This window comes from Pedobacter sp. GQ55 (genome assembly GCF_059758925.1).
Genome location: NZ_JCAXEI010000003.1, coordinates 440231 through 464772, shown reverse-complemented (window position 1 = coordinate 464772; position 24542 = coordinate 440231). Strand labels below are relative to the sequence as shown.

The window sequence follows — 24542 nt, the reverse complement described above, 5'->3', positions numbered from 1 at the left end:
TGTTATACACATAACTGAACAAACCAGATAAAACATGAACAGAAAACTATTGTGGGGCTTGATGTTAATCCTCCTCATCATCTCAACCGTACAGGCGCAAAAGAAGATTGGCAATGAAACTCCAGAGCAAAAAGCCAAAAGAATGGAATGGTGGAAAGATGCCAGATTCGGGATGTTTATCCATTGGGGCTTGTATGCTTTGCCTGCTCGCCACGAGTGGGTAAAAAGTAATGAACACATTACTAACGAAGGTTACCAGAAATATTTCGATCAATTTAATCCTGATCAGTTTCAGCCTAAACTATGGGCAAAAAAAGCGAAAGCAGCAGGAATGAAATATGTTGTATTAACCACTAAACACCACGAAGGATTTACATTGTTTGATAGCAAATTTACCGATTACAAAGCAACCAATACTTTGGCAAAAAGAGATTTAGTAAAAGAATTTGTTGATGCTTTTAGAGCGGAAGGCTTAAAAATTGGTTTCTATTATTCACTCATAGATTGGCATCACCCAGATTTCACAGTCGACGAATATCATCCTTTAAAACCCGCAAATAACGACGAAAATCAATATTTGGCATTGAATAAAGGTAGGAATATGGTTAATTACCGTAAATATTTAAGCAATCAGGTTACCGAAATTTTAACTAAGTATGGAAAAATTGATATACTCTGGCTTGATTTTTCATATCCAGGTAAGCATGGCAAAGGCAAAGAAGACTGGGCCTCTGTGGACCTGTTAAAGCAAATCAGAAAATTACAGCCCGGCATAATTGTAGATAACAGACTGGATTTGGATGACTATACAGACGGGGCAGATTTTGAAACACCAGAACAGGTAAGTACCGAAGCTTTAGCCAAATTTAAAGGCAAAACATGGGAAACATGCCAGACTTTTTCAGGCTCCTGGGGTTATTACAGAGATGAAAATACCTGGAAAACCAGTAAACAATTGCTGAGTTTATTAATTAGCTCAGTAGCCAATGGCGGTAATTTATTGTTAAACGTTGGTCCAACAGCCAGAGGAGAATTTGATAACCGCGCAAATACTGCACTGGATAGTCTTGGGCTTTGGATGCATGCCAATTCTAAGTCAATTTACGGATGCACTTTTGCACCAGATCAATTTAAACCTGCACCGGGAACCCAGCTTACCTATAACAAAACCACCAAAAAACTTTACGTTCATCTTTTTGAATATCCCGAAGATGGCAAAATAATGCTCAATGGATATGGCGATGATGTCATTTATGCACAATTTTTACATGATAATTCAGAGCTCCTAACTGATAAAGACAAATCAATTTCTGGTGGTCTCGTCTTGAAAATACCAATCAAAAAACCAAATTTTCAAATTCCGGTTATTGAATTGAGTTTGAAATAATCATTTTATTGTCTCGCAGCTATTTCTGCGAGACAATAATTTTCTATATTTGTTATGCAATCGATTGTTTCGTTGTTTAATAACCAAATAAAAGTATGACGATCTGTAAACGAGTTATGTGTTGTGTAGCATTTTTCACCTGCTGTGCAACTTATACCTGGGCCCAAAGCGCCAACCCTTATATCCTAAATGCAGGAAGTAAACCTTATTTATTGCGTAGTTATCTAATGTTTGATGAAAAGAAGCATACTCATGTGATTTCTGTGGGCACTCCCGAGAAGGTGAATTATTCTTATGATTTGAAACAGGGAGCATTATTACAGGTATGGCGTGGGCAGTTTCTTGATGTGACTGAAATGTGGAAGGATAGAGGAGAGCCTCAACTTGCTAAACCTTTAGGTACTGTGTTACCTCTTTCTGCAGCTCCTGCCATTACAGCACTGGCCGATCAAAATGCAGTGTGGCCTGATTCGATAAGCTTTGATGATCTCCAAAACAAGGGATATGTATTAGATAAGAGCAAAATGCCTACGTTTTTATATTCCTCAAATGGCGCTGATATAAGTGATAAAATAGTAGTTCAAAGCGGAGGTAATGGGATAGACCGTACAATAAGCATTAGCAATAGCAAGGGACCTCTGTACTGCAGGATTGCTGCAGCGCAAACTATCGATCCGCTGAAAGAAAACACTTATAGCGTTGGAACTAAAGCATATACTATAAAAGTTTCCCCTGAAACAAAGGCTTTTATAAGAAAAACAAAAAATGGTCAGGAACTGCTTGCTCCATTGGCCAATGGAACTGATTCATTAACCTATTCTCTAATCTGGTAATCGAAGAATGAAAAATTCAAAATACTTATTGTCTCTTTTATTACTAGGTGCAGGTATAGTAAATTCAAATGCACAAACAGAAAGTCAAATATTTCCAATCGTTACTGTTCCTATTCCTAAAGAAATAGCACTTGAAGTTGGTGGAATGACATTTTTACCCAACGATGAGTTGGCTGTTGCCACCCGCCGCGGCGAAGTATGGATTATCACAAATCCATATATGAAAAACGGACAACAACCTAAATATCGACTGTTTGCACATGGCATGCATGAGGTATTAGGCTTAAATTATGTAAAGGGAGATATTTACCTTACTCAACGCGCTGAACTTACACGTCTCCGTGACCTAGACGGTGATGGTGAAGCCGATGAATACCGAACAATGTATTCCTGGCCATTATCGGGCAATTATCATGAATATGCCTATGGCCCTATGCTCGACAGGGATAGCAATATGGTAGTTACCCTAAATCTAGGGTGGATAGGTTTTGGAGAAAGTATGTCCAAATGGCATGGCTGGATGCTCAAATTTACTCCTGATTTTACGATGAAGCCTTTCGCAACTGGTTTCCGTTCACCTGCGGCTTTCGCTCTGAATAACAATGGTGATATATTTTATGCAGAGAATCAGGGCGATTGGGTAGGCTCTGGCAGTATCACGCATGTTGAAGAGGGTGATTTTTTAGGCAATCCTGCAGGCTTGATCTGGGCTGATCAGCCAGGCTCTCCGGTAAAGCTTCGCAAAAAAGACATTCCGGATACAGGTGAACCCAAGTACGATGTGGCCAAAAGAGTACCAGGATTAAAAACTCCTTCTGTGTGGATCCCGCATTCTATCATGGGTAATTCAACTTCTGGAATCCTTAATTATTCAGATAATGGAGATATGGGGCCTTTTAAGGGGCAACTGTTTGTAGGTGACCAGGCCCAGAGCAAAATAAGCAGGGTATTCCTTGAGAAGGTTAAGGGTGTTTACCAAGGGATGGTATTCCCTTTTCGTGAAGGATTTTCGTCAGGGATATTGAGGATGAACTGGGGGTCTGATGGCAGCATGCTTGTAGGTATGACTTCAAGAGGGTGGTCGTCTACAGGAAAAGAAGAATATGGACTGCAGCGTTTGACCTGGTCTGGTATTATGCCTTTTGAGGTTCAAACGGTAAAGGCGCAGCCAGACGGTTTTGAACTGGAATTTACAATGCCAGTAGATGAAAAAACTGCCCGCAATGCTGGCTCCTATAAATTGTCGACTTTTACTTATAAGTACCACCACATTTACGGAAGTCCGGTGATCAACCAATCTCCCTGCAACATTAAAGCAATCGTAATCTCTCCAGATCATAAACGTGTGCGTTTAGTACTTGATAGTTTAAAAGAAGGGTATATTCATGAGATCAGAACTGAAGGACTACGCTCAGAAGGCGGCAATACCCCTCTGCTCCACAATTATGGATATTATACTTTAAATAAGATTCCGGATGGAGAAAAAGTAGTGGCAACGGCCGAAAACAAACCAACTGGCAGCATGCAGACTGCAAACCCAGCACAAGGTATGGATCATCATCACATGGGGAATATGACAGCCGCCAACAGCAAAATCACGGGTAGTACTGCTGATGGAAAGCACGTTACCAAACAGCCAATAAGCTGGAAGAACGGACCAGATAAAACCATTTTATTAGGAACCAAACCGGGATTGAAATTTGATATTACAAATGTCACTTTAAAAGCAGGCACTAAAGTGAAACTGACCTTTGCCAATACGGATGACATGCTGCACAATTTTGTACTCACAACTCCAGGTGCGGGCAATGTTATTGGAGAAATGGTGATGAAAATGGGGCTTGATGGCGAAAAATATAGTTTTGTCCCTAATAGCCCTAAGGTTCTGGCACATACAGCATTATTACAACCCGGAAAGTCAGATACTATTTATTTTACAGTACCAAAAACACCTGGGATATATCCTTTTATCTGTTCTTATCCTGGCCACTATTCGGTAATGAAGGGACAGATCAAAGTGATTAAATAGACCATGAACCTAGCGATTGTAATATGTTCTTCTTCCTTTAACCGTATTACAATAATCGTCTAAGTTCATTCGCAATAGATGAGCACCAAGTGCCAGGCTTGCAAGAGTATCGATGCCATATTTTTTATCCAGCAAGCTTAAAATATAATCTGTCATATAGGGATGAGTAAAATCATCCCGTTGAACTTTTACCTCAAGGTTATTAATTGTGTAATAGTAGATCCAGCTCGTAATGATCTTTTGCATCACGAATTCTTGCTCTGAACCCAGTAGCTCATAATTTCTTTCTTGTACAGTAATGGGACTAAAATCTATGTTTAGGAACTGTATAAAATGATTATAATGAACGTCAAACAACTCCCTGGTCAGATTGTTAAATAAACAATTGACATTTTTATTTTCTACCCTTAGGTGTTTACCTTCGGGTCGGATAAAAAAAAGTTCAGCGGTTTTAACCCAGGGTTTTCCGGGTCGATAATGATAGATATCATCCGGATGTCCGCTGTCCTTTGAGTAGAATAACTGTTTCAATGCAATACCGCTTCTAGAAAATCTAGATCCTCCTCTTCATCAAACCCAAGCTCATCTTCTTCATCAAAATCGAGGTTATCAAGATCTTCTTCAATTGGGAATTCATCATCCTCAAGATCGTCCATATCATCATCTTCAAATTGGATATCGTCGTCTTCTGGTGGGCCATTCAATATTGAATTCCAATTATCAGTTTCTGCTGTTAAGGCTGGATCCATGATCACTGTCTGCTTTTCTTTTATTTTGGTTTCCATAAAGCTGTTTTGATTAGTTTTCAAATTTTACCAATACGCTCGTCCAAAGTATTAAGGTATACCCTAAAAAATATTAAAACCTTAATGACTTTAAATTTACGGTTTTAATTGAGAACTAAGAAGATAAAAAAATCATCTGGTGGTGCGGCAGCGTTGTCTTTTCTCAATATTGTCAATTTATTAGAAAAGCTAGCTAAATTCTGCATCTCTTCATGTTTTTCTGTAGGCTATTTTTGTTAAAAAAATTAAGCTATGAAAATAAAATGGTCGGGCGTATTTCCAGCCGTAACAACCAAGTTTACGGATAATGATGAGTTAGATTTCAATGCATTTGACAAAAACATCAATGCCCAGCTCGAGGCAGGGGTTGATGGACTAATCCTGGGAGGATCTCTGGGCGAAGCAAGCTCCCTCACAAACGAAGAAAAATTTGGATTACTGTCTCATACCATAAAATTGGTAAATGGCAGCGTACCGGTTTTACTGAATATTGCAGAATCAACTACCAAAGCAGCAGTACAAGTTGCAAAAACAGCTAAGGAGTTAGGTGCCAGCGGCTTAATGCTTTTGCCGCCAATGCGTTATTATGCCGATGATGAAGAAACGCTTGCTTTTTTTAAAGCTGTTGCTGAAAGTACAGACTTGCCAATCATGATTTATAACAATCCAGTAGATTATAAGATTGAGGTAACACTGGATATGTTTGCAGAACTTGCTAACTATGAAAACATCCAGGCTGTCAAAGAATCGACCAGGAACATTTCAAACATTACAAGAATGATCAACAGATTTGGAGACCGGTTTAAAATCTTTACCGGAGTAGATCCAATTGCTATGGAAAGTCTGGTAATGGGAGCACATGGATGGGTTGCAGGTCTTGTTGATGCTTTCCCCAAAGAAACGGTTGCAATTTATCGTTTGGTAAAATCTAACAGGATACAGGAAGCATTAACAATTTACAGGTGGTTCCTTCCGGTTCTTGAATTGGATATTCATCCTAAACTTGTACAATATATAAAACTCGCTGAGGTGGGTACCGGTATAGGAACTGAAAACGTAAGAGCGCCGCGATTAAAAATTAAAGGTGAAGAGCGCGATCGTGTACTTAAGATTATTAATGATGCATTGGCAGCAAGGCCGGTACTGCCAGAAAACAGCTGGGGAGTGCTAGAATTACCAACCGTATGAACGGAAGGAGCATAATTGCATCCCAATACTCAAAAAGGACAGCTAAAGCATTCCATGCAAGTAATCCTGCATCAGGTGAGTTACTTAAAGAGAAATTTTTCAATGCTGTTGCCGAAGATTTGAATGAGGCAATGACAGCAGCGACAGAAGCCCATTACAAACAACTTCCAAAAAGCATCAGGGTTACCTTTCTCAGAAGCATAGCAGAAGAGCTTGAGCATCTTAGTGAAGAATTGATACAGCGTGCACAGTTGGAAAGTGGTTTAACTAAAGTACGCTTAACGGGCGAATTGGCAAGAACTACCGGACAACTCAGGCTTTTTGCAGATCAGGTTGAAGAAGGTTCATGGCCCAATGCCATCATTGATACCGCAATTCCAGATCGAAAACCGGTTCCTAAGCCCGACATCAGGCGAATGCTAGTGCCCCTGGGGCCAGTGGCTGTGTTCGGTGCGAGTAATTTTCCACTTGCATTTTCCGTTGCCGGAGGAGATACTGCTTCTGCATTTGCTGCCGGTTGCCCCGTTATTGTAAAAGCCCATGCTGCCCATCCAGGTACGAGTGCACTCGCTGGTGAGGCAATTATGCGTGCCCTAAATAAATCAGGAGTAAATCATGGTTTTTTTTCAATGTTATTTGATGAGGGTTATGAGATAGGAGAAATGCTGGTTAAGCACCCAGAAACTAGAGCGGTCACTTTCACTGGTTCGTATCAAGGTGGCATGGCTTTACTCAAAATGGCGGAGCAGAGAAAAAATCCCATTCCATTTTTTGCAGAAATGGGAAGTATAAACCCTGTATTTCTGTTGCCGCAGGCATTAAAAAGCAGGGCAGGGCAAATTGCTACCACTTATGCAGGATCAATTACCATGGGTGCAGGACAATTTTGCACAAGCCCTGGTTTGCTGATCGCAGTAAAATCAAAGGAGCTTGATCTTTTTGTGGAACAGTTAAAAGTAGAAATAGCGCGTGTAGCTTCTGCTACCATGCTCACAGCTGGCATCTACAACAATTATAAAAAAAGAACCACAGAGGTACTTAAACAACCAAATGTAGAAGTTTTAGCTGCTTCCTCGCTTTTAAATGCCGATGATAACTGTCAGGCACTATCCGTTGTATCAACCATTTCGGGGAGCGAATTTCTCCAAAATCCAATGCTTCAGGAAGAAATTTTCGGGCCATATTCTATGCTTGTTATAGCGAACGACATCAACCAACTTACAGACATAGCCAATGTCCTGCAGGGGCAACTCACCATTACAATAATGGCAGAACCATCGGAACTGACCGAATATCATTTGCTGATCGAGAAGTTAAAAGATAAAACGGGCCGGTTAATCCTAAACAATCCACCAACAGGGGTAGAGGTTTGTGCTGCCATGCAACACGGCGGACCTTTCCCCGCTACAAATGATTCACGTTTTACCTCCGTGGGATCAACCGCTGTGCTTCGTTTTTGCCGACCGTTAGCCTGGCAGAACTGGCCTGATGAAATGCTTCCGGATGAATTAAAAGAAAACAATCCACTCCATATTTTCAGATTGATAAATAACAAATGGACTAAATAGCCATGAATAGTAAAACTTTTTTTTGTGTAGATGCACATACCTGCGGTAATCCGGTAAGGCTTGTCGCCGGTGGAGGCCCTGTCCTAAACGGGAAAAACATGAGTGAGAAACGGCAACATTTTTTGAAAGAATTTGATTGGATCCGGAAGGGGTTAATGTTTGAACCCCGGGGCCATGATATGATGTCGGGCAGTATACTTTATCCTCCTCATGATCCTGAAAATGATGTTGCTGTATTATTTATAGAAACAAGTGGCTGCCTTCCAATGTGCGGACACGGCACTATTGGAACTATCACTATAGCCATTGAAGAAGGATTAATAAAACCAAAAATTCCCGGAATTGTACGTATGGAGGCTCCTGCTGGTCTGGTTTTAATTGAATATAAAGAAACAGATGGAAAGGTGATTTCTGTTAAACTTCGAAATGTACCTGCATACCTTGCCGCTGAAAATCTTTCAATTGAATGTCCTGAATTGGGAGAACTTTTTATTGATGTTGCCTATGGCGGTAATTTCTACGCCATTATTGATCCTCAAAATAATTTTAAAGGCTTACAGGAACATACTGCCGGTCAGCTCATTAGCTGGAGTCGTGATATGCGCAAACAAATCAATGAAAGGTATAGTTTTGTACACCCTCAGGATCCTACAATTAATGGCTGCAGCCATGTTCTTTGGGCAGGAGATACGATTGATCCTACCGCTACCGCCAGAAATGCAGTATTTTATGGCGACAAAGCTATAGATCGTTCACCTTGTGGTACAGGTACATCGGCTAGAATGGCTCAGTGGCATGCCAAAGGAAAATTGAAAAAAGGAGATGTTTTTATCCACGAAAGTATCATAGGAAGCAAATTTACGGGCAGGATTGAGGATGTTGTTAAGATGGATAAATACGATGCCATTATTCCAAGTATAGAGGGCTGGGCCGAAGTATATGGATACAACACCATCAAAATAGATGACAGAGATCCATATGCTCATGGATTTCAGGTGATATAAGATATAAGAAACAAATGCAGAAAATTATAATAATAGGAGCTGGGATTGTTGGACTGAGTTCTGCTTATTACCTAAGCAGAAAGGGACATCATGTAACCGTAATCGACAAAGGCAGCATTAAAGACAGTTGCTCATTTGGTAATGCCGGTATGATTGTTCCCAGTCATTTTATCCCGCTTGCGGCACCGGGAATGATTAGCCAGGGATTTCGATGGATGTTCAATAGCAACAGCCCATTTTATGTAAAGCCATCCTTTAATTCCGGGCTGCCTGCCTGGGGCATCAAATTTCTTCGAAAGGCCAATAAAAAGCATGTTGCAGAATCCGGGGAGCCACTACGGAACATTTCACTGCTCAGCAAAAAATTGTATGAAGGACTTTATAGTAATCCTTCACTGGATTTTGACCTCACCAAAAATGGAATTCTAGCTTACTATAAAACCGAAGCTGCCGCAGAAGAAGAATTGCACCTGGCACTTAAAGCAAAGGAACTTGGGTTGGATATAGCTATATTGAATTCTGACGAATGTAAAGTACTCCAGCCAAAACTAGATCTGGATGTACTTGGAGCGGCTCACTACCGATGCGATGCACACCTTGATCCAGCTAAATTAATGGAATTATTAACCAGGTATTTGGAAAAGCAGGGAGTAGAGATCTTGCGAAATTTAGAGGTTACCGGTATCGAGCGCTCGGGCAAGAATATTACCGCTATCTATACCGGAGCAACAAAGTGGAATGCCGACCAATATGTATTGGCGGCAGGAGCCTGGTCGCCTTCGCTTGCAAAGATGTTAAATTTGAATTTATCCATGATGCCGGGCAAAGGATATTCATTTATGGAGGATGAACCGGAACAAAGAATGACCATTCCGGCCCTATTGTGTGAAGCAAGAGTTGCCATTACTCCAATGAACGGACAACTCAGGTTTGGTGGAACAATGGAAATAGCAAAAATTAACAACAAAATAAACATGAACAGGGTCCAGGGAATTTTAGAATCCGTGCCTAAATACTTTCCCGGGTTAGCGCCTAAACTGCCCAATACTGATAAAATCTGGTATGGCTTCAGACCCTCATCTCCTGATGGGTTACCTTATATCGGATACAGTTCCAGTACAGCTAATTTGGTGATTGCTACCGGCCATGGAATGATGGGCTTAAGTCTGGGCCCAGCAACAGGATTGCTGGTAAGTCAACTACTCGATCAGGAGAAAACAGAAATAGAAATTTCATCTTTCCATCCCGACAGATAATACGATTTTAGCTACCTATAGCCGGATATTAGCATTATTAGGCTATAGGCGGCACTCTTTTGGTTAAGATTGTGTAAATTAGGTATTAATAAACAGGAACGTATGAAAGTTTTACCTTTTACCATTTTAGTACCTGCTGACAGAAGTGTGGTCAGCGAAGAGATCGAGTTACCACACTTTTACCCATATCTTCACCGGCATGAAGATTGGCAGCTTACCTGGGTTGAGCAAGGAGAAGGAACCTTAATTGCAGGGAACAATATGCATGTCTTTTCCTCGGGCGATATTTTTCTAGTAGGAGCCAACCTACCTCATTTATTTAAAAGTAATCCTGATTATTTTAACACTGAGAGCGGCAAATCAATTAAGGCACATTCCGTCTATTTCAGTACTAAAAGCACACTTTCAGGCTTATTTGACCTTCCTGAATTGAAAGCTGCCAATGTCTTTTTAGACAACTACAAGCACGGATTTAAGATTCCGGGCAACCAATACAAAAAGATTGCTGCACAAATTAAACAAATACACCATTCTGCTGGTATGGTATTGTTGTCTAATTTCCTGACCTTAATGAATATGATCCAATCTATAGACAGTGATGTTGAAGTTTTATGTCCGGAGGTTTATTCTGCAAGTCTTACCGAAAATGAAGGTATGCGATTGAGCCGGATCATCAACTTCATCATGAAAAATTACCATAACAAGATCGATCTGGAAGACATCTCCAATACTGCATATATGAATCCGCATGCATTTTGCCGGTACTTCAAGAAACACACCGGTCATACGTTTGTCTCGTTTCTGAATGAAGTAAGGGTAAATGATGCCTGTAAAAAACTGCTTTCTGAAAGAAATCCAGAGTCTATTGCAAACGTAGCCTACAAGGTAGGATTCAACAGTGTAAATAATTTTAACCGAGTTTTCAAAAATGTGAAAGGCAAAACCCCTAGTGAATACCTGGATGCCTATAACAAGGTTAGCAACATAAATTAAAATCTCCTTCCACTAAGCATACCGGGAGCATGTAAATACGAAACTTAATGGCAATGACGTACAGATCTGTTTATCGTTGAAATAAGGATCGCCCAGAGCAAACAAATCAGTGAAATCATTACAAAAATACTTGCAGTACTCCCATAGTATCTATAGTAAACCAAACAGAGGTTCGCCAAGAGCGGCAACAGATAGCCACTCATATTCATAAAGCCAATGCCTGTTCCAACGGTATTTTTTAGAAGCATTTGCGGGCTTAACGGCCAGAAATTTGCCTGTGGGCCATACACAAAGACGCCATAAAGAAACATCAAAGCTCCACCAAAGATAAGGTTTGAAGCAGGTAAAATGTAGCTATGGTTTAGCTGTCCTTGAGGGATGCTTCAGTATCAACTTCGATGCACATTCGTTCCGAGACGAAGATGCATTGAAGTTGGTACGGGTTGATACGAGTTTGATGCTGAAGCATCCCTCAAGCACACCTGAAGCAGAGTAAAGGCATTACTATCGTGTGCTATTGCGTAGGGCTACCGATAAGACTATATTTTCTTAACACAATTCTTTATTTAGAATAATTATAAATAATAAAAAATTATTATACCTTTGGTGCAGATCAGTGCTCCGCTGATCTTAGTTTAGTTAGTTAATTTGATAATGTATCAAGTCCTGGTTACCCATGTTAATGGGCATGGGTAATTCAGGCACAAACAAGTAACATGTGCCAGACAAGAATATTAACAACCAGAGGAAAAACAGTCATCAGCTGCTGCGCTGGATGCAAAATGTATTACATATGGCACCACAACCTGGTCCTCAATTTCCCGGAAATAGGATTCAGCTCCTTTAAGGAAGTTGTTGACACAATATGTTTTGAAAGCAATTCATTGCCTTTCCCTGATGGAGAAGACCGCATTATTTTACACACCCCAAATGATGATATCAGTTTTACTTTTGACCCTGATGAGCTAGAAGACTTTAGGGCAGCACTCTCTGAAGCGACGTACATGAATGAAGTATATATGTTGATGGAAAGAGACACAGGACGTTAGCCAAGTTAATCTTTGCTTAACAATTGATTTTTGAGCACAGAAGGAACTAATCCGTATTTCTTTTTAAAAGCAAAGGAGAAATGCGACAAGTCCTCGAATCCAAGATCAATATAAATATCAGTGGGCTTCTTTCCCTTTCTTTCTATTAGAAAATATGCTTCTTCCAAGCGTTTTCTAACCAGCCACCTGCTAGGCGTGTCATGGAAAATATCTTTAAAATCCCTTTTAAATGCGGATATACTTCTTCCTGTAAGATAAGCAAAACGTTCAATGCTTACGTTGAATTTATAATTCCGGTTCATAAATTCTTCTAGGTCTATTTTTTCCGGGTGTCCAAAATCAAAGAAAATAGGATACAACTCCGGTTGCTTTTGCAAAAGGATCAATAGGAGTTCTTCTCTTTTGATATTGGAAAATTTCTCGTCGATTTTCCCGTCGTCATTGTAATATGCAGAAAGTGAACTGATGAAATTGGTGATCATAGAATCCTTTTTTAAAAGGATAAAGGCATTTTCTTCCTCAGAAGTACTTATTTTGCTTTGATGTTTATCATGGAAGGTTTTAAGAAAAGCTTTGTCGAAAATGACCACTACTTTCTCAAAGTCTCCATTGTCTTTTTGCTTGTGATACCTGGCCAGATGATTTTTTTTGACAATACAAGATTCTCCCGATTTCAGTTCATATTTTTTACTGCCGTCGTATCCTGTTATAGAACCTTTGGCTAAAAACAAAAAGAAATGCTCGGGAACAAACTGTTCGGGAGATATCTCCGGGCCTAGGTAACAGGATTTGATTTCAGTATAGCGCATGGCCTTATCTTTTATGGTTTACTAATTTACCCCTTTCCACCATTCCGGAAAAACTTGTGTAGTATCGTTTAGGTTAACCATTTCACCAATAACTGGTGTAACCAGCGGCAAGTGCTGTATTTTGGCTAGTTCTGTAACTTTGATAAGAGGCTCGTCCCATGAGTGCATTGCCAGGGTAAACTTAGAGGAGTGTACCGGGAACAGTCTTTTGGCTTTTAAATCTTCTGCTGCCTGCAACACTTGTTCTGGCAGCATATGAATGGCCTTCCAGGCGACGTTGTATTGCCCGTTCTCTAATATCGCAAGGTCAATTGGCCCAAACTGTTTACCAATTTCTGCAAAGTGGGTGTCGTAACCGCTGTCTCCGCCAATGTAGATTTTTGTATTTGGTGTTTGCAGCACGTAAGACATCCATAGCGTATTGTTTCTTGTAAACCCTCTGCCCGAAAAATGCCTTGCAGGGGTGGTGTGCACTTTAAATCCTTCATCCAATGAGATGGTGTTGTTCCAGTCTCTTTCAATGATTTTATCAGCAGCATATCCCCAATGCTCGAAATGAGCGCCGACACCAAGCCCACAGATAACTGTTTTTATTTTATCTTTTAGTTTGGTAATTGTTTCGTAGTCAAGGTGATCATAGTGGTCATGACTGATCAGCAGGTAGTCAATAGGAGGCAGATCATCAACCGTATATCGGTCTGTACCTTTATAGGCTTGTACTGTCCACGGCACTGGAGATGCGCTACCGCTTAAAACAGGATCTACCAGAAAGCGCTTCCCGTCTATCTGCATGAAATAAGAGGAGTGTCCAAACCAAACCAACACGTTTGAATCGGGAGGAAGACTGTACAGATCCGTCTTTTTAGAAGGGATCATTGCAGTGGGATTTCTTCTGGGATGATCGCCGAAGAATTGGTCATATAGGATACCGCTCATGCTGTAGCCTTCGGTAAGGTCGGGCGTATGATGGGTATTCTGAAATTTGCCATCCTTAAAACGAGGCGAGTTTTTTATCAGTTCCAATCGCTGAGCAGTAGGAGCCTGCCCAAACTTTGCCTGACGGATATAAAAGAAAATAGCGATGGTTAAAAGCATCGCTGTGCTAAGCAAGATAATCATAGTTCGTTTTATTATTTTTAAAAACCGTTTCATACGGGTTGGTGATTTAAGTTTAAGTAATGTGTTCATGATGCAAATTCGACCAGGCTCTGTGCTGTTGCTAGAATGGCTTCCTCGTTACTGCGAGGCGTCCATCCTAATAGGGTTCTGGCCTTTTCATTACTTGCATTGCGGTAAATACCTACAAGTGGGGCGATGGCTTTTGCTTGTGCATTAAACAAAGCGGCGACGTGGATCAGCCAGTTTGGGATTGTTTTGGTGGATGCATTTGCAGCTGCCTCAGGCATTTCCTTTCTAAGGAAATCTGCAATTTCTAAAAGTGACATCGTACCACCACTTAAGGCCAGAAATCGTTGTCCTTTTGCCTGGGGATTGGTCATTGCCCGGATGTGCAGATCAGCAACATCCCGGACGTCTACAATACCCAGGCTGATGTTGGGTAACGCTTTCATGCTTCCATCCATTACTTTCTGCAGCAGTTCAAAACCACTGGACAGGTCTTTAGTGAAGGAGGGGCCAAAAATACCCATCGGATTGATCACTGATAATTCAAGACTACCACCTTCCTGTTCCATAAGATCCCATGCGGCTCTTTCGGCCAATACTTTTGATTTGTTGTAAGCAGAGAGCCCTTTTTCATTTGGATCTGTCCAGCTTTCTTCTGTTATCAGAGTAGTTTTATCCTTATGGCTATAGCCAACTGCCCCAAAATTGGACGTCATAACAACGCGCTTAACACCAGCATCTCTGGCTGCTTTAAGTACGCGTATTGTTCCGTCAACTGCAGGGCGTATCATTTCATCTTCATGCTTTGGCAGCTTTAAAAAGATGGGAGAAGCTACGTGCAATACATAATCACGATCTTTTACAGCCGTGCTCCAATTGTCGTCCCTTGTAAGATCTGCTTTTACAAAAGAAAGGTTATTGAAGTCAGTGATTCCGCCTTTTTTGAGCATGGCTATCACTTTGTCCTGTTTATTTAAATCGCGCAGAGTTGTGCTCACATGATAGCCCTTATCCAATAATTGCTGGATGCAGTAACCGGCTACAAAGCCTGAGCCGCCTGTTACCAATACCGTATGAATTGAATTTGTCATTCGCTTTCTAATTGATGATACAAAATTGCAGATTAAAAAGCAATGTTGTTTTGTTGAAAAGTCCAATTTTACTTTGTTGAAAGGTTCAGTTTATTTTGGTTGCGGTTCATTACCAAACAGGAGGAAATAATTTGAACGACTTTGGTTATTTCAGGCAACGTTAATGACGCAAATCCAAATCGCATGGCATTATAACTGATTCCGTTGTTATCAAAAAGCTTCCCGTTATTCATATACAGACCCTGCCTGGCTGCCTTTATTGAGATCTGTTCGATAGGATAGTTAGGATCAAATTTAACCCAGATCGCCATACCTCCGTTTGGTTTTTCGTAACTGATTATATCTTTTAGGTGCGTGTCTAGCACCTTTATTAAATGATCCCTTCTTTCTTTATAGATCTTATTGTTCTTTTTCAGGTATCGAGTAATATCGCCGTTTTCGATAAGCGCGGCCAGGCTATCTTCCATAATGTGGTCGCCTTTCAAATCAACAAGTCTTCTAATATGAACTGCGTGGGCAATAAAATCTGCTGAGGCGATCATAAAACCAATTCGTATGGATGTGGAAAGAGATTTGGAAAGGGAGCCAATATAAACCACCCGATTTTGATGATTTCCGGCGGCAAGAGGCAGGTAAGGAGAGGAGCTGTAGTGAAAATCATAATCGTAATCATCCTCTACAATTGTAAAGTTGTGCTCTTCGGCCAACTCCAGTATGCGCATCCGCCGCTGCGGACTTAAAGTTACTGTAGTAGGATGATGATGGTGAGGAATGAGATACAGCATCCGTATGTTTAATTTCTGACAGTTTGCAGATATCAGATCAGTATCTATTCCATCCTGATCTACAGGAATACGAATTACCTTTGCGCCTAAATATTCAAAAACCTGGTTAGCAACAAAATAGCCCGGTTCTCCTACAATTACGTAATCCCCAGGTCTTAATAGTAAGCTGGCAGCTATATAAATACTCATTTGAGCCCCATGGGTCATCATGATGTTTGATACCTGGGCTTGCAGCCCCCTGGTTTGCGCCATATGGCCCACCATTGTTTCCCTTAGGTTAAGCGAGCCCGGTGCCAGTGTTGCTGAAACCCGTTTAAAGGTTTGGACCTTTTTAAGACGGCTCCTGTATTCTCTGTTTAGCAGGTCCATTGGCGCTAGTCGCATGTCGGGGTGGCCATCGTCTATTATCAATTCATGTAGCCTGGAGTCATTGACCAAAGGAATTACCCCGTACTGATTTACTTTATAAAAGGGGCTGGGCATGGAACTTTCATATGCAAAACCTGCTTTCTGCTGGTCCCATTGCTGTGGCCGCACTTCCGGAAGATTAGGAACCACAATAAACCCTTTCCGTGGTATCACAGTGATCCATCCCTGAGCGCTTAATTCGTTATATGCAGCAATAATTGTTTTACGGTGAACAACAACCATTCTTGCCAGTTCGCGCGTGCCGGGCAGATAAGAACCTGACTTTACAACTCCATTTTTTATCAGCGTAAGTATTTGGTTCGCAATCTGCTGATAAGCGGATATGCTTAGCGTTTTATCGATTGTTATAAGGGTATCAAATGGCAGCATCTGGACTACTTAACTTCTTATTTCTGGATGATAAAGATAGTCCTTTAATGATATACTTTTGAATATAATTTAATTAAATATGAAGATCACCTACAAAACAAATGTGCTACCATTATTAGCAGAAATCATAAGTGTATACGACAGTTCTGGCCTCAATCGTCCTACATCTGATAAAGACAGGATAGAAGAGATGTATAAACATTCGAATCTTGTGGTTACGGCCTGGCATGATGATCAGTTAGTCGGTATTGCCCGATCATTAACAGATTTTTGTCACTGTTGTTACCTTGCTGACCTTGCAGTGAGTGCAACTTATCAAAAGTCGGGTATTGGCAAAGAACTGGTAAAACTTACAAAAGCTACAATTGGCGATAAGAGTATGTTGTTGCTACTCGCAGCGCCGGCAGCTATTGAGTATTACCCAAAAATCGGCATGGATGTGGTTAACAATGGTTTTATCATTAACCGCGTAAAGTAGACGGGAAAACGGCTCATTCTTCTATAATCGCCAGTGAATGGGAAGATGTAAGAGAATATTGATTTATATTGCTAAAACAATATTAATGATAATTTTATAACAATTTATTGCCAAAAAATATTAAATTAGCAATATAAACTATAAATTCAATTACTATTCAAATGAAAACATCAAGTAAAGTTTTAGTCGCTCTGGGAATCATTATTACAGTTGTAGGTATGTTGATATTTCGCAACCTGCATTATATTAATGCCGTTGATGGGCATGCTTGGACGATCAATATCAATGGAATAAATTCTTTCCCATGGATCACATTTACAGGGGGCTTGCTAATTGTTATTGGCATTATCTTTTACATTGCAAGTTTGGAACAAAAAGGTAAAAGGTATAATTAAAGGCCAAAGCGAAGAATATTTGTTAATGAATACTTAACACGCAATTAATCAAAGAATAATTTCCGGACTCTAGTTTTGCTGAAAAATGTAGTTAATCCATTTATATGGAATACCCTTTACTTTCAGACAAACAGCTTCTTGAAGAATGTTCTAAAGATAACACCAAGGCTTTTAATGCTTTATTTGATCGTTATTTTGGAAAGCTTTATAATTACTCCATCAGTTATATTAACGATGAGTATTTTGCTGAAGAAGCCATGATGGATCTGATGATGTGGGTATGGGATAAAAGGCATGCACTAAAAATAGAGGGAGAATTTAGTCCCTACATATTTAGGGCAGCCAAAAATGCTACGATCAAGGCGATTCGCAAAAGGGCGTTTGCCTGTGCTCCAATTGAAGTTATTGAAAATGACATCTCATTTGTAGCCCAATCTGCAGATTACCAACTGCAAACTACCGAATTAGAAAACAAGTATCTGATGAATTTGGATTTATTGAGCCCTCAACGCAAAATGGTATTTAAGATGAGCCGTGAAGATGAATTCACACATGCCGAAATTGCAAGTAATCTTAATATTTCGATCAATACGGTGAAGAACCATATTAAGTTCTCTTTAAATCATTTCAGGAAAGAGTTCAACAACTATAGCGGTACTATATTACTAATTGCCGGAATATATTTGTTTTTTTAAAATCAGTATAATTTTATTTAACTCATAATAAGCAAGTTGCGAATTTTATTCAAAATTGAATAGCCCCTTGTCTTGTTTTTAGTCCCTCTATAATTGAGGGAGTCTTTATTCTCTTTTAAATAAGGATGTCAAAACAGATAAATCAGGAGTTATTAGAAAAGTTCTTAATGGGCAAATGTTCGCCGGAAGAGCAGGAGTTTGTAAACATTTTTCTAAAAAAACCTGAATCTGAAGAACTGTTAAACAAGATCCTTTCTGAAAATGAGGCCAAAGATTTTGCAGCGTTCTCGAATGATCAGACTGTGCATCCTAAACACGGAGATTGGAAAAATTCTATACAAGAAAGAATGGGATATAAGTCTGCTACGCACAAAAGAAAACTGACAGGCTTTTTTCAACTACGACAAGCGGCAATATGGGCTATAATGATCCTGACTGGGATTGGTATCTATACCATAAACTATTTGGACAGCTCAAAAAAAGACAAGCTGGTTTTTGTAGAACGCAATAATCCAAATGGTCAGCGGTCGAAAATAATTCTTTCTGATAGTAGTGTGGTCTATCTTGGCGCAGGTAGTGGTCTGAAATATCCGGAAGCATTTGCTACAGACACAAGGGAGATATACTTAGATGGCGAAGCATTTTTTGAAGTAAAAAAGAATCCTAAAAGGCCTTTTATCATCCATACCGGCAACATACGGACAAAGGTGCTAGGGACTTCCTTTAAAATAGAAGCTTTTAAAAATCAACCTTTAATGGTAGGGGTAGCTACCGGAAAAGTAAGAGTTGACCATATAGACGGAAAGCTTTCTAAAGCCCTGGCTGTCTTAACCCCTGGTCAAAAGATGGTATTAGATCATGGTAAGGTTACTAATCTAATGGTTAATCTGGAAGAGGTAACAGACCTGAAAGAAGCCCGCTTAACCTTCAATGACGCATCCTTAAATGAAATTTCTAAAGTATTGCAGAGATGGTACGATGTGAGGGTCATATTTAAGAAACAAGCAAAATCAAGGGAAAGAATGACGCTTACGTTAGATGCCAGTGTTTCGGTAGACAAGATATTAAATGTTCTGGCCGCAGCCGGTCATTTTAACTATACCATAAAAAATAAAGAAATAGTTATTCGTTAAAAAATAAGATATGAAAGGACCTGGTATGTATTAAGAGTAAAAGAGCCTCCCCGTTCAAAGAACAGGGAAGCAATATTTGATGCCATTATAACCGCATGCTTTTCGACGACAAAGCGGTAAAATGATAAGAAAAATTAACAATTATTCCGGTTTTACCGGGCAAACCATTAATGCACAAATTTATGCAAAAAGGATTACATCCTACAATTAAGTTTATTATGAGATGTTCATGTATGCTTTTAATAGCGCAGTTTACCTTTATAGGTGTACTGCTGGCAGGTAATGTTCACAGTCAGAATCTGGACAAGGTGATTGCCATTAAGCTGGAGCATGCCAGTGTGAAAGAGAGCCTGTTGGAGATACAAACGAGAAGCGGAATCAAGTTCGTATTGCCTGAGAAACTAATAAAAGGTCTTGATCAAAAAATCACCATCAATTCTGATAATGCTACAGTAAAGTATTTGATTGAAAAAGTATTGGAGTTGACTAACCTTGAATATAAAATTGTTGAAGGATATGTTGTGATTGATGCCAAGCCTGTTCCACAGGAACCGGGTAAATTATCTGGTCATGTTGTTGATGACGAAGGCAAATCTTTACCTGGCGCTACAATAAGGGTTATTGAAACTGGTCAGACTGTTCAAAGTGATCCAAATGGAAATTATACGCTGGCGCTTAAACCGGGAAGTTATACTTTGGAAGTCAGCTATATTTCTTTCCGTTCTCAGAGAATGAGCAATGTGACTATAAAAGAAGGAAAAACTACGGATCTCGATTTTTCAATGCAGCTGGCAGACAACAAGCTGGCAGAGGTGGTTGTGAGTTATGGCAAACAGAAGCGCAGAGAGATTACTGGTGCGATAGCTACCATTGATGCATCTACTCTTCAGGATATGCCTGTAACTCAGTTTGCACAGCAACTGCAAGGGAAGGTTGCGGGTGTACAGATTGCCCAAACAAGTGGCCAGCCTGGCCGTGGCATAGGTTTTATCATTCGTGGGGCTGCTTCTTTTTATTCAAGCAATCAACCACTCTTTGTAATAGATGGCACTCCCATTACTGGTAGTATTAATAATATTAATCCGGCAGAAATAGAAAGCTATAGTTTTCTTAAAGATGCATCGGCAACAGCACTATATGGTTCCAGAGCAGCCAATGGAGTTGTACTGATCACCACCAAACATGCAAAACCAGGAGAGTCAAAAATTGAGTTTTCCAGCTATTATGGCCTACAGAAGATCCCTACCGGCAAACTGCCAAAGATGATGAACGCAAGACAATTTGCCACCTTTATGAAGGAACGTGCTGAAGATGGATTAAAATATGAGCCGGGTTACACCGTTTCTCCTGATTATCATGCAGCATACGACAATGCTGATCAGTATGGCGAAGGAACAAACTGGTTTAAACTTTTGAGCAGAACTGCTCCGATCCATAGTTATGATTTAACCATTCAATCTGCCAGAGAACATTCTTCTTCAACAGTAATAGCTGGGTATCAGGAACAACAGGGAGTATTGATCAATACAGGAACTAAATTATTCTCTTTACGTTTTAATCAGGATTTTACTTCAGAAAACAATAAACTTAAACTAGGTTTTAATCTGGCACCGAGTTATCGGATAGATCATAACAACAGGTTAAATAGTGACGGTGTTGGTGGGTATTTTGAAAGATTTTTTGAAGCAAGTCCGCTTTCAGAGCCTTATCTTGAGGATGGCAGTTATAATCGTAATGTAGCCTCTCCAGGAATGGTAGCTTATATTAATCCGTTGGCAACTTACGAACTTACCAACGACGATTATAAAACTACGCGCATACTGGGCAATGCTTACCTTAATTACGAATTTTTACCCGGGTTAACTATAAAAACCAATTTAGCTGGTGATAAAGGTGCTGAAACGCGTAAATATTTCCAATCTGGATTGGTTACGGGCACACAGGGACAAACTACCGGCACTAGTTCCTCAATTGATAATGGCTCATGGACAGCAGAAGGGAACCTCGTTTACAACAAAACCTTTTTAAAAGACCATAACATAGAGGCTCTGGTAGGTTATTCTGCTCAGGAATTTAGTACTTACAGCAACACTTTAACAGGTTTGGGTTTTGCTAGCGACGACATTGAGTACCTTAATGCAGCCACCAGTATTACTGGCAGTAGTGGAGCCGGTTCTTATTCAATGCTTTCTACAATTGGACGCTTAAACTACAATTATAAAGGAAGATATCTTTTTTCTGCAGCTTTTAGACGTGATGGTTCTTCAAAATTCGGGATCAACAAACAGTGGGGGAGTTTCCCTTCTGTATCTGCAGGATGGATAGTGAGCGACGAACCATTTATGCAAAAGATAACTGCCATTGATTTTCTGAAACTGAGGACTAGTTACGGGATTACCGGAAATAACTTTTTTGCGGGAAACTACGATTCGCAGGCTACCATAGGAACGTATTATTACAATTTCAATAATGTGATCACACAGGGGCAAACCATCAACCGTTTGCCAAATAAGGAGCTAAGATGGGAACGTAACAAGCAATTTGATATAGGACTGGAATTAGGTATACTGGATAACCGTATTAGTTTTACTTATGATTATTACCGTAAATTAACTGATGGGCTGATCCAGCAACGCGACATCCCGAATTCATCGGGTTTTAGCAAAATCATTTATAACGTAGGAGAGCTTAAGATGTGGGGTCATGAATTCTCAATAAGTTCCAAAAATCTTACAGGTGATTTCAAATGGAATACGAATCTGAACCTGTCTTTTGACAGAAACCTGATCACTAATTTGGTTGACCCTGGCTACATCCGCAGAAACGTGACTACAAGTTCAGATTATTTCCGTCAGCAGGTAGGACATCACCTTGGCGAGTTTTATGGTTTCGTTTTCGAAGGTCTGTATAAAGATGCTGCTGATTTAGCCAATTCTCCAAAATATTTAAGCACTCCTTCAAAACCAAATGGCAATTCAGACATTGGTACCATTAAGGTTAAAGACATCAATGGTGATGGAGTAATTGATGATGTGAACGACCGTACTTTTATAGGTGACCCAACGCCAACATTTACGGGCGGTCTGGTCAATAGTTTTAAGTATAAAAACTTTGACCTGAACATTGATATGACCTTTTCTGTGGGAGGCAAGATTTTAAATGCTGCCAAATGGGCTTATCAGACAAATATGGATGGATCCAGGATATTGCTTGCTTCGGCAGCCGAACGCTGGCGTTCAGAGGAGAACCCGGGATCGGGAGTTTATCCGCGCACTAAATCTGGTACAACTGCAATGGGCAGACAAGTGAATACACAATGGATAGAAAATGGTTCTTATCTAACAGCTAAAAATATATCGCTGGGTTATACTGTGCCTTTAAAGAATTTGATGCTTAGAAACTTAAGGGTATTTGCGTCTGTTCAGCAAGCTTTTATATTGACTGGATATTCGGGTATGAATCCAGAAATAAATGTGGGTGGTTCTGATCCTACCCTTGGGGTTGGTGTGGATGAAAATGCGTATCCAATACCAAGAACCTTCTCCTTTGGAATCTCAACTACATTTAAGTAACTATTAATCCTGAAAAAATGAAAAAGATATATATACTAATTGCCTTGTTTTGTTTAACAGTATCCTGTAAAAAAGATTTTATCAGTTTATCACCAGAAGATTCTTATACAGATGGTGTATTTTACAAAACAGAGCAACAATTCAGATCAGCTGTTGTAGCTGCTTATGCTCCGTTGAGAGATGTTTTAGTGAATGATTATTTCACTTCAGAAATGCACTCTGATAATACCATTTATCAACCGATTCCAGGTAATAGGGGTACCTCAATTGTAGAACGGGAAAATATTTCGGATTTTACCAATACCTCTACAAATGCTTATGTAGCTGCCACATGGCAGCATAGTTACACTAGCATTTCGCGTTGCAATATTATTATTGAAAGGCTTAAAGAATCAAATCTAAGTGAGGAAGTAAAGGCTATTCTTGATGGACAGGCTAAGTTCTTAAGAGCTCTGAATTATTTTAAGCTAGTTCGTTTATACGGTGGGGTCCCATTGTTTCTTGAAGAGGTAACCACTGCTGATGAAGCATTCAAAGCTCGTTCTACAGAAGCGGAGGTTTATACCCAGATCATTACTGACGCAAAAGATGCAGTGAGTAAGCTACCTAAGCCTGGTAAATTCCCTCAAACAGGTGAGGCTACCAAGGGTGCTGCCGCCATGTTATTGGCAGAAGTTTACGCGGTGCAAAAAAAATGGGGAGATGCTGAAATACTATTAAAGGACCTGCTTACAATGGGATATGATTTGAACCCAAATTATGAAGATGCTTTTAGGCCTGCTAATAAAAATGGTAAGGAATCAATTTTTGAAATCCAGTTTCTTGGAGGGTCGCTAACAGGCGCTACACCTAATGTCCTTCCTATTCATTTCTTGCCTAGAAGTAAGGACACAAAATTGTTGACCGGCATTTCCATTGATAATACAGGGGCAGGAGGCTGGAATACGCCAAGTGATGATCTGATCAAAGACTTCGAAACTGGTGATAAGCGCCTTGATGCTTCAATTGGCATTGCCGAAGGAACTTATGATGCCAGTAGTTATTTCCGCTACACGGCTGTTAAAAGCGTGATTAATTATATTCCTGAATCAGGAAAGGTGGGTGTCCCTTATATCAAAAAATACTTGCATTCACCACTTGAAGCAACAACCGGATCTAGTGATGATTTCCCAATCTATCGTTTTTCGGACGCTTTACTGCTGCTAGCTGAAGTACTGAATGAACAAGGTAAGTCTTCTGAGGCCCTGGCTCCTTTGAACAGAGTAAGAAAAAGAGCAGGACTAGCTAATTTTACAAATACAGATGCCGGACTGCTTAGGGAGACAATTTTTCATGAAAGTAGGGTTGAATTGGCCTTTGAAAACCATAGGTGGACAGATTTACTTAGAACCGGTAAGGCTTTGACAGTTATTAATGCTTTTGGGGTGAAGATCAGACAACAACTTCCTTTTCTTTCTTCTGATGCATATGCGATTGACAACCATCAGTTATTGTTCCCAATACCTCAAAATGAAGTAGGATTAAACCCTAAAATCGTTCAGAATCCAGGCTATTTTTAATACTTCTCAA

The 24542-nt window shown here is 40.0% G+C and carries 21 protein-coding genes; 15 read left to right on the top strand and 6 right to left on the bottom strand.

From position 1 onward, the window contains the following. Window positions 1–34: 34 nt before the first annotated feature. The 3 genes from AC6CH7_RS10870 (at window position 35) to AC6CH7_RS10860 (ending at window position 4249) form a co-directional block, all read left to right on the top strand. The gene (locus AC6CH7_RS10870) at window positions 35–1387 is read left to right on the top strand and encodes an alpha-L-fucosidase (protein WP_498262719.1); all 1353 of its coding nucleotides are present in this window, start codon (window positions 35–37) and stop codon (window positions 1385–1387) included. Between the two features lie 95 nt (window positions 1388–1482). Next, window positions 1483–2220 (top strand): hypothetical protein, encoded by a 738-nt coding sequence (locus AC6CH7_RS10865; RefSeq protein ID WP_498262718.1) that lies wholly within the window; start codon window positions 1483–1485, stop codon window positions 2218–2220. Between the two features lie 7 nt (window positions 2221–2227). Beyond that, window positions 2228–4249, top strand: a complete 2022-nt coding sequence (locus AC6CH7_RS10860; RefSeq protein ID WP_498262717.1) for a plastocyanin/azurin family copper-binding protein — start codon at window positions 2228–2230, stop codon at window positions 4247–4249. A 9-nt stretch (window positions 4250–4258) separates the two neighbouring features. Here the strand turns inward: AC6CH7_RS10860 and AC6CH7_RS10855 are convergent, their stop codons facing one another. Together AC6CH7_RS10855 and AC6CH7_RS10850 are read right to left on the bottom strand one after the other, a co-directional pair. After that, complete coding sequence (locus AC6CH7_RS10855) at window positions 4259–4780, bottom strand: hypothetical protein (RefSeq protein ID WP_498262716.1); 522 nt, start codon at window positions 4778–4780, stop codon at window positions 4259–4261. Then, complete coding sequence (locus tag AC6CH7_RS10850; RefSeq protein ID WP_048905552.1) at window positions 4777–5034, bottom strand: hypothetical protein; 258 nt, start codon at window positions 5032–5034, stop codon at window positions 4777–4779. The genes AC6CH7_RS10855 and AC6CH7_RS10850 overlap by 4 nt, the downstream gene beginning before the upstream one ends. Window positions 5035–5286: 252 nt before the next feature. Here AC6CH7_RS10850 and AC6CH7_RS10845 point away from each other — a divergent pair, with 252 nt between their 5' ends. The 6 genes from AC6CH7_RS10845 to AC6CH7_RS10820 all read left to right on the top strand — a co-directional run bounded on the left by AC6CH7_RS10845 (window position 5287) and on the right by AC6CH7_RS10820 (window position 12092). After that, window positions 5287–6222, top strand: a complete 936-nt coding sequence (locus AC6CH7_RS10845; RefSeq protein WP_498262715.1) for a dihydrodipicolinate synthase family protein — start codon at window positions 5287–5289, stop codon at window positions 6220–6222. Further along, a complete protein-coding gene (locus tag AC6CH7_RS10840) occupies window positions 6219–7790 on the top strand; it encodes an aldehyde dehydrogenase (NADP(+)) (protein ID WP_498262714.1) in 1572 nt (523 codons plus the stop codon). Before AC6CH7_RS10845 ends, AC6CH7_RS10840 begins: the two co-directional genes overlap by 4 nt. 2 nt (window positions 7791–7792) lie before the next feature. Next, window positions 7793–8794, top strand: coding sequence for a 4-hydroxyproline epimerase (locus AC6CH7_RS10835; RefSeq protein WP_498262713.1), 1002 nt, complete (start codon window positions 7793–7795; stop codon window positions 8792–8794). Between the two features lie 14 nt (window positions 8795–8808). Next, window positions 8809–10050 carry an NAD(P)/FAD-dependent oxidoreductase gene (locus AC6CH7_RS10830; protein ID WP_498262712.1) on the top strand — a complete coding sequence of 414 codons (1242 nt, stop codon included), beginning with the start codon at window positions 8809–8811 and terminating at the stop codon, window positions 10048–10050. 102 nt (window positions 10051–10152) lie between these two features. After that, a complete protein-coding gene (locus tag AC6CH7_RS10825; RefSeq protein ID WP_498262711.1) occupies window positions 10153–11043 on the top strand; it encodes an AraC family transcriptional regulator in 891 nt (296 codons plus the stop codon). 716 nt (window positions 11044–11759) lie between these two features. Then, window positions 11760–12092, top strand: coding sequence for a DUF6686 family protein (locus AC6CH7_RS10820; RefSeq protein ID WP_498262710.1), 333 nt, complete (start codon window positions 11760–11762; stop codon window positions 12090–12092). 5 nt (window positions 12093–12097) lie between these two features. Here the strand turns inward: AC6CH7_RS10820 and AC6CH7_RS10815 are convergent, their stop codons facing one another. The 4 genes from AC6CH7_RS10815 to AC6CH7_RS10800 all read right to left on the bottom strand — a co-directional run bounded on the left by AC6CH7_RS10815 (window position 12098) and on the right by AC6CH7_RS10800 (window position 16700). Next, on the bottom strand, window positions 12098–12901 hold the full coding sequence (locus AC6CH7_RS10815) for a helix-turn-helix domain-containing protein (protein WP_498262709.1): 804 nt from the start codon (window positions 12899–12901) through the stop codon (window positions 12098–12100). 21 nt (window positions 12902–12922) lie between these two features. Next, the gene (locus AC6CH7_RS10810) at window positions 12923–14020 is read right to left on the bottom strand and encodes an MBL fold metallo-hydrolase (RefSeq protein ID WP_498262708.1); all 1098 of its coding nucleotides are present in this window, start codon (window positions 14018–14020) and stop codon (window positions 12923–12925) included. A gap of 65 nt (window positions 14021–14085) precedes the next feature. Then, a complete protein-coding gene (locus AC6CH7_RS10805; protein WP_498262707.1) occupies window positions 14086–15117 on the bottom strand; it encodes an SDR family oxidoreductase in 1032 nt (343 codons plus the stop codon). A 68-nt stretch (window positions 15118–15185) separates the two neighbouring features. Further along, window positions 15186–16700: an aminotransferase-like domain-containing protein gene (locus tag AC6CH7_RS10800; protein ID WP_498262706.1), complete on the bottom strand. Its 1515-nt coding sequence runs from the start codon at window positions 16698–16700 to the stop codon at window positions 15186–15188. Between the two features lie 79 nt (window positions 16701–16779). Here AC6CH7_RS10800 and AC6CH7_RS10795 point away from each other — a divergent pair, with 79 nt between their 5' ends. The 6 genes from AC6CH7_RS10795 (at window position 16780) to AC6CH7_RS10770 (ending at window position 24532) form a co-directional block, all read left to right on the top strand. Continuing rightward, a complete protein-coding gene (locus AC6CH7_RS10795) occupies window positions 16780–17178 on the top strand; it encodes a GNAT family N-acetyltransferase (RefSeq protein WP_498262705.1) in 399 nt (132 codons plus the stop codon). A gap of 161 nt (window positions 17179–17339) precedes the next feature. Next, window positions 17340–17573, top strand: a complete 234-nt coding sequence (locus tag AC6CH7_RS10790) for a hypothetical protein (protein WP_498262704.1) — start codon at window positions 17340–17342, stop codon at window positions 17571–17573. 104 nt (window positions 17574–17677) lie between these two features. Further along, window positions 17678–18268: an RNA polymerase sigma factor gene (locus tag AC6CH7_RS10785; protein WP_498262703.1), complete on the top strand. Its 591-nt coding sequence runs from the start codon at window positions 17678–17680 to the stop codon at window positions 18266–18268. A 125-nt stretch (window positions 18269–18393) separates the two neighbouring features. Next, a complete protein-coding gene (locus tag AC6CH7_RS10780) occupies window positions 18394–19401 on the top strand; it encodes a FecR family protein (protein WP_498262702.1) in 1008 nt (335 codons plus the stop codon). Window positions 19402–19619: 218 nt separating this feature from the next. Then, window positions 19620–22973 carry a TonB-dependent receptor gene (locus AC6CH7_RS10775; protein ID WP_498262701.1) on the top strand — a complete coding sequence of 1118 codons (3354 nt, stop codon included), beginning with the start codon at window positions 19620–19622 and terminating at the stop codon, window positions 22971–22973. A gap of 17 nt (window positions 22974–22990) precedes the next feature. Next, window positions 22991–24532 (top strand): RagB/SusD family nutrient uptake outer membrane protein, encoded by a 1542-nt coding sequence (locus AC6CH7_RS10770; RefSeq protein WP_498262700.1) that lies wholly within the window; start codon window positions 22991–22993, stop codon window positions 24530–24532. Window positions 24533–24542 lie beyond the last annotated feature (10 nt).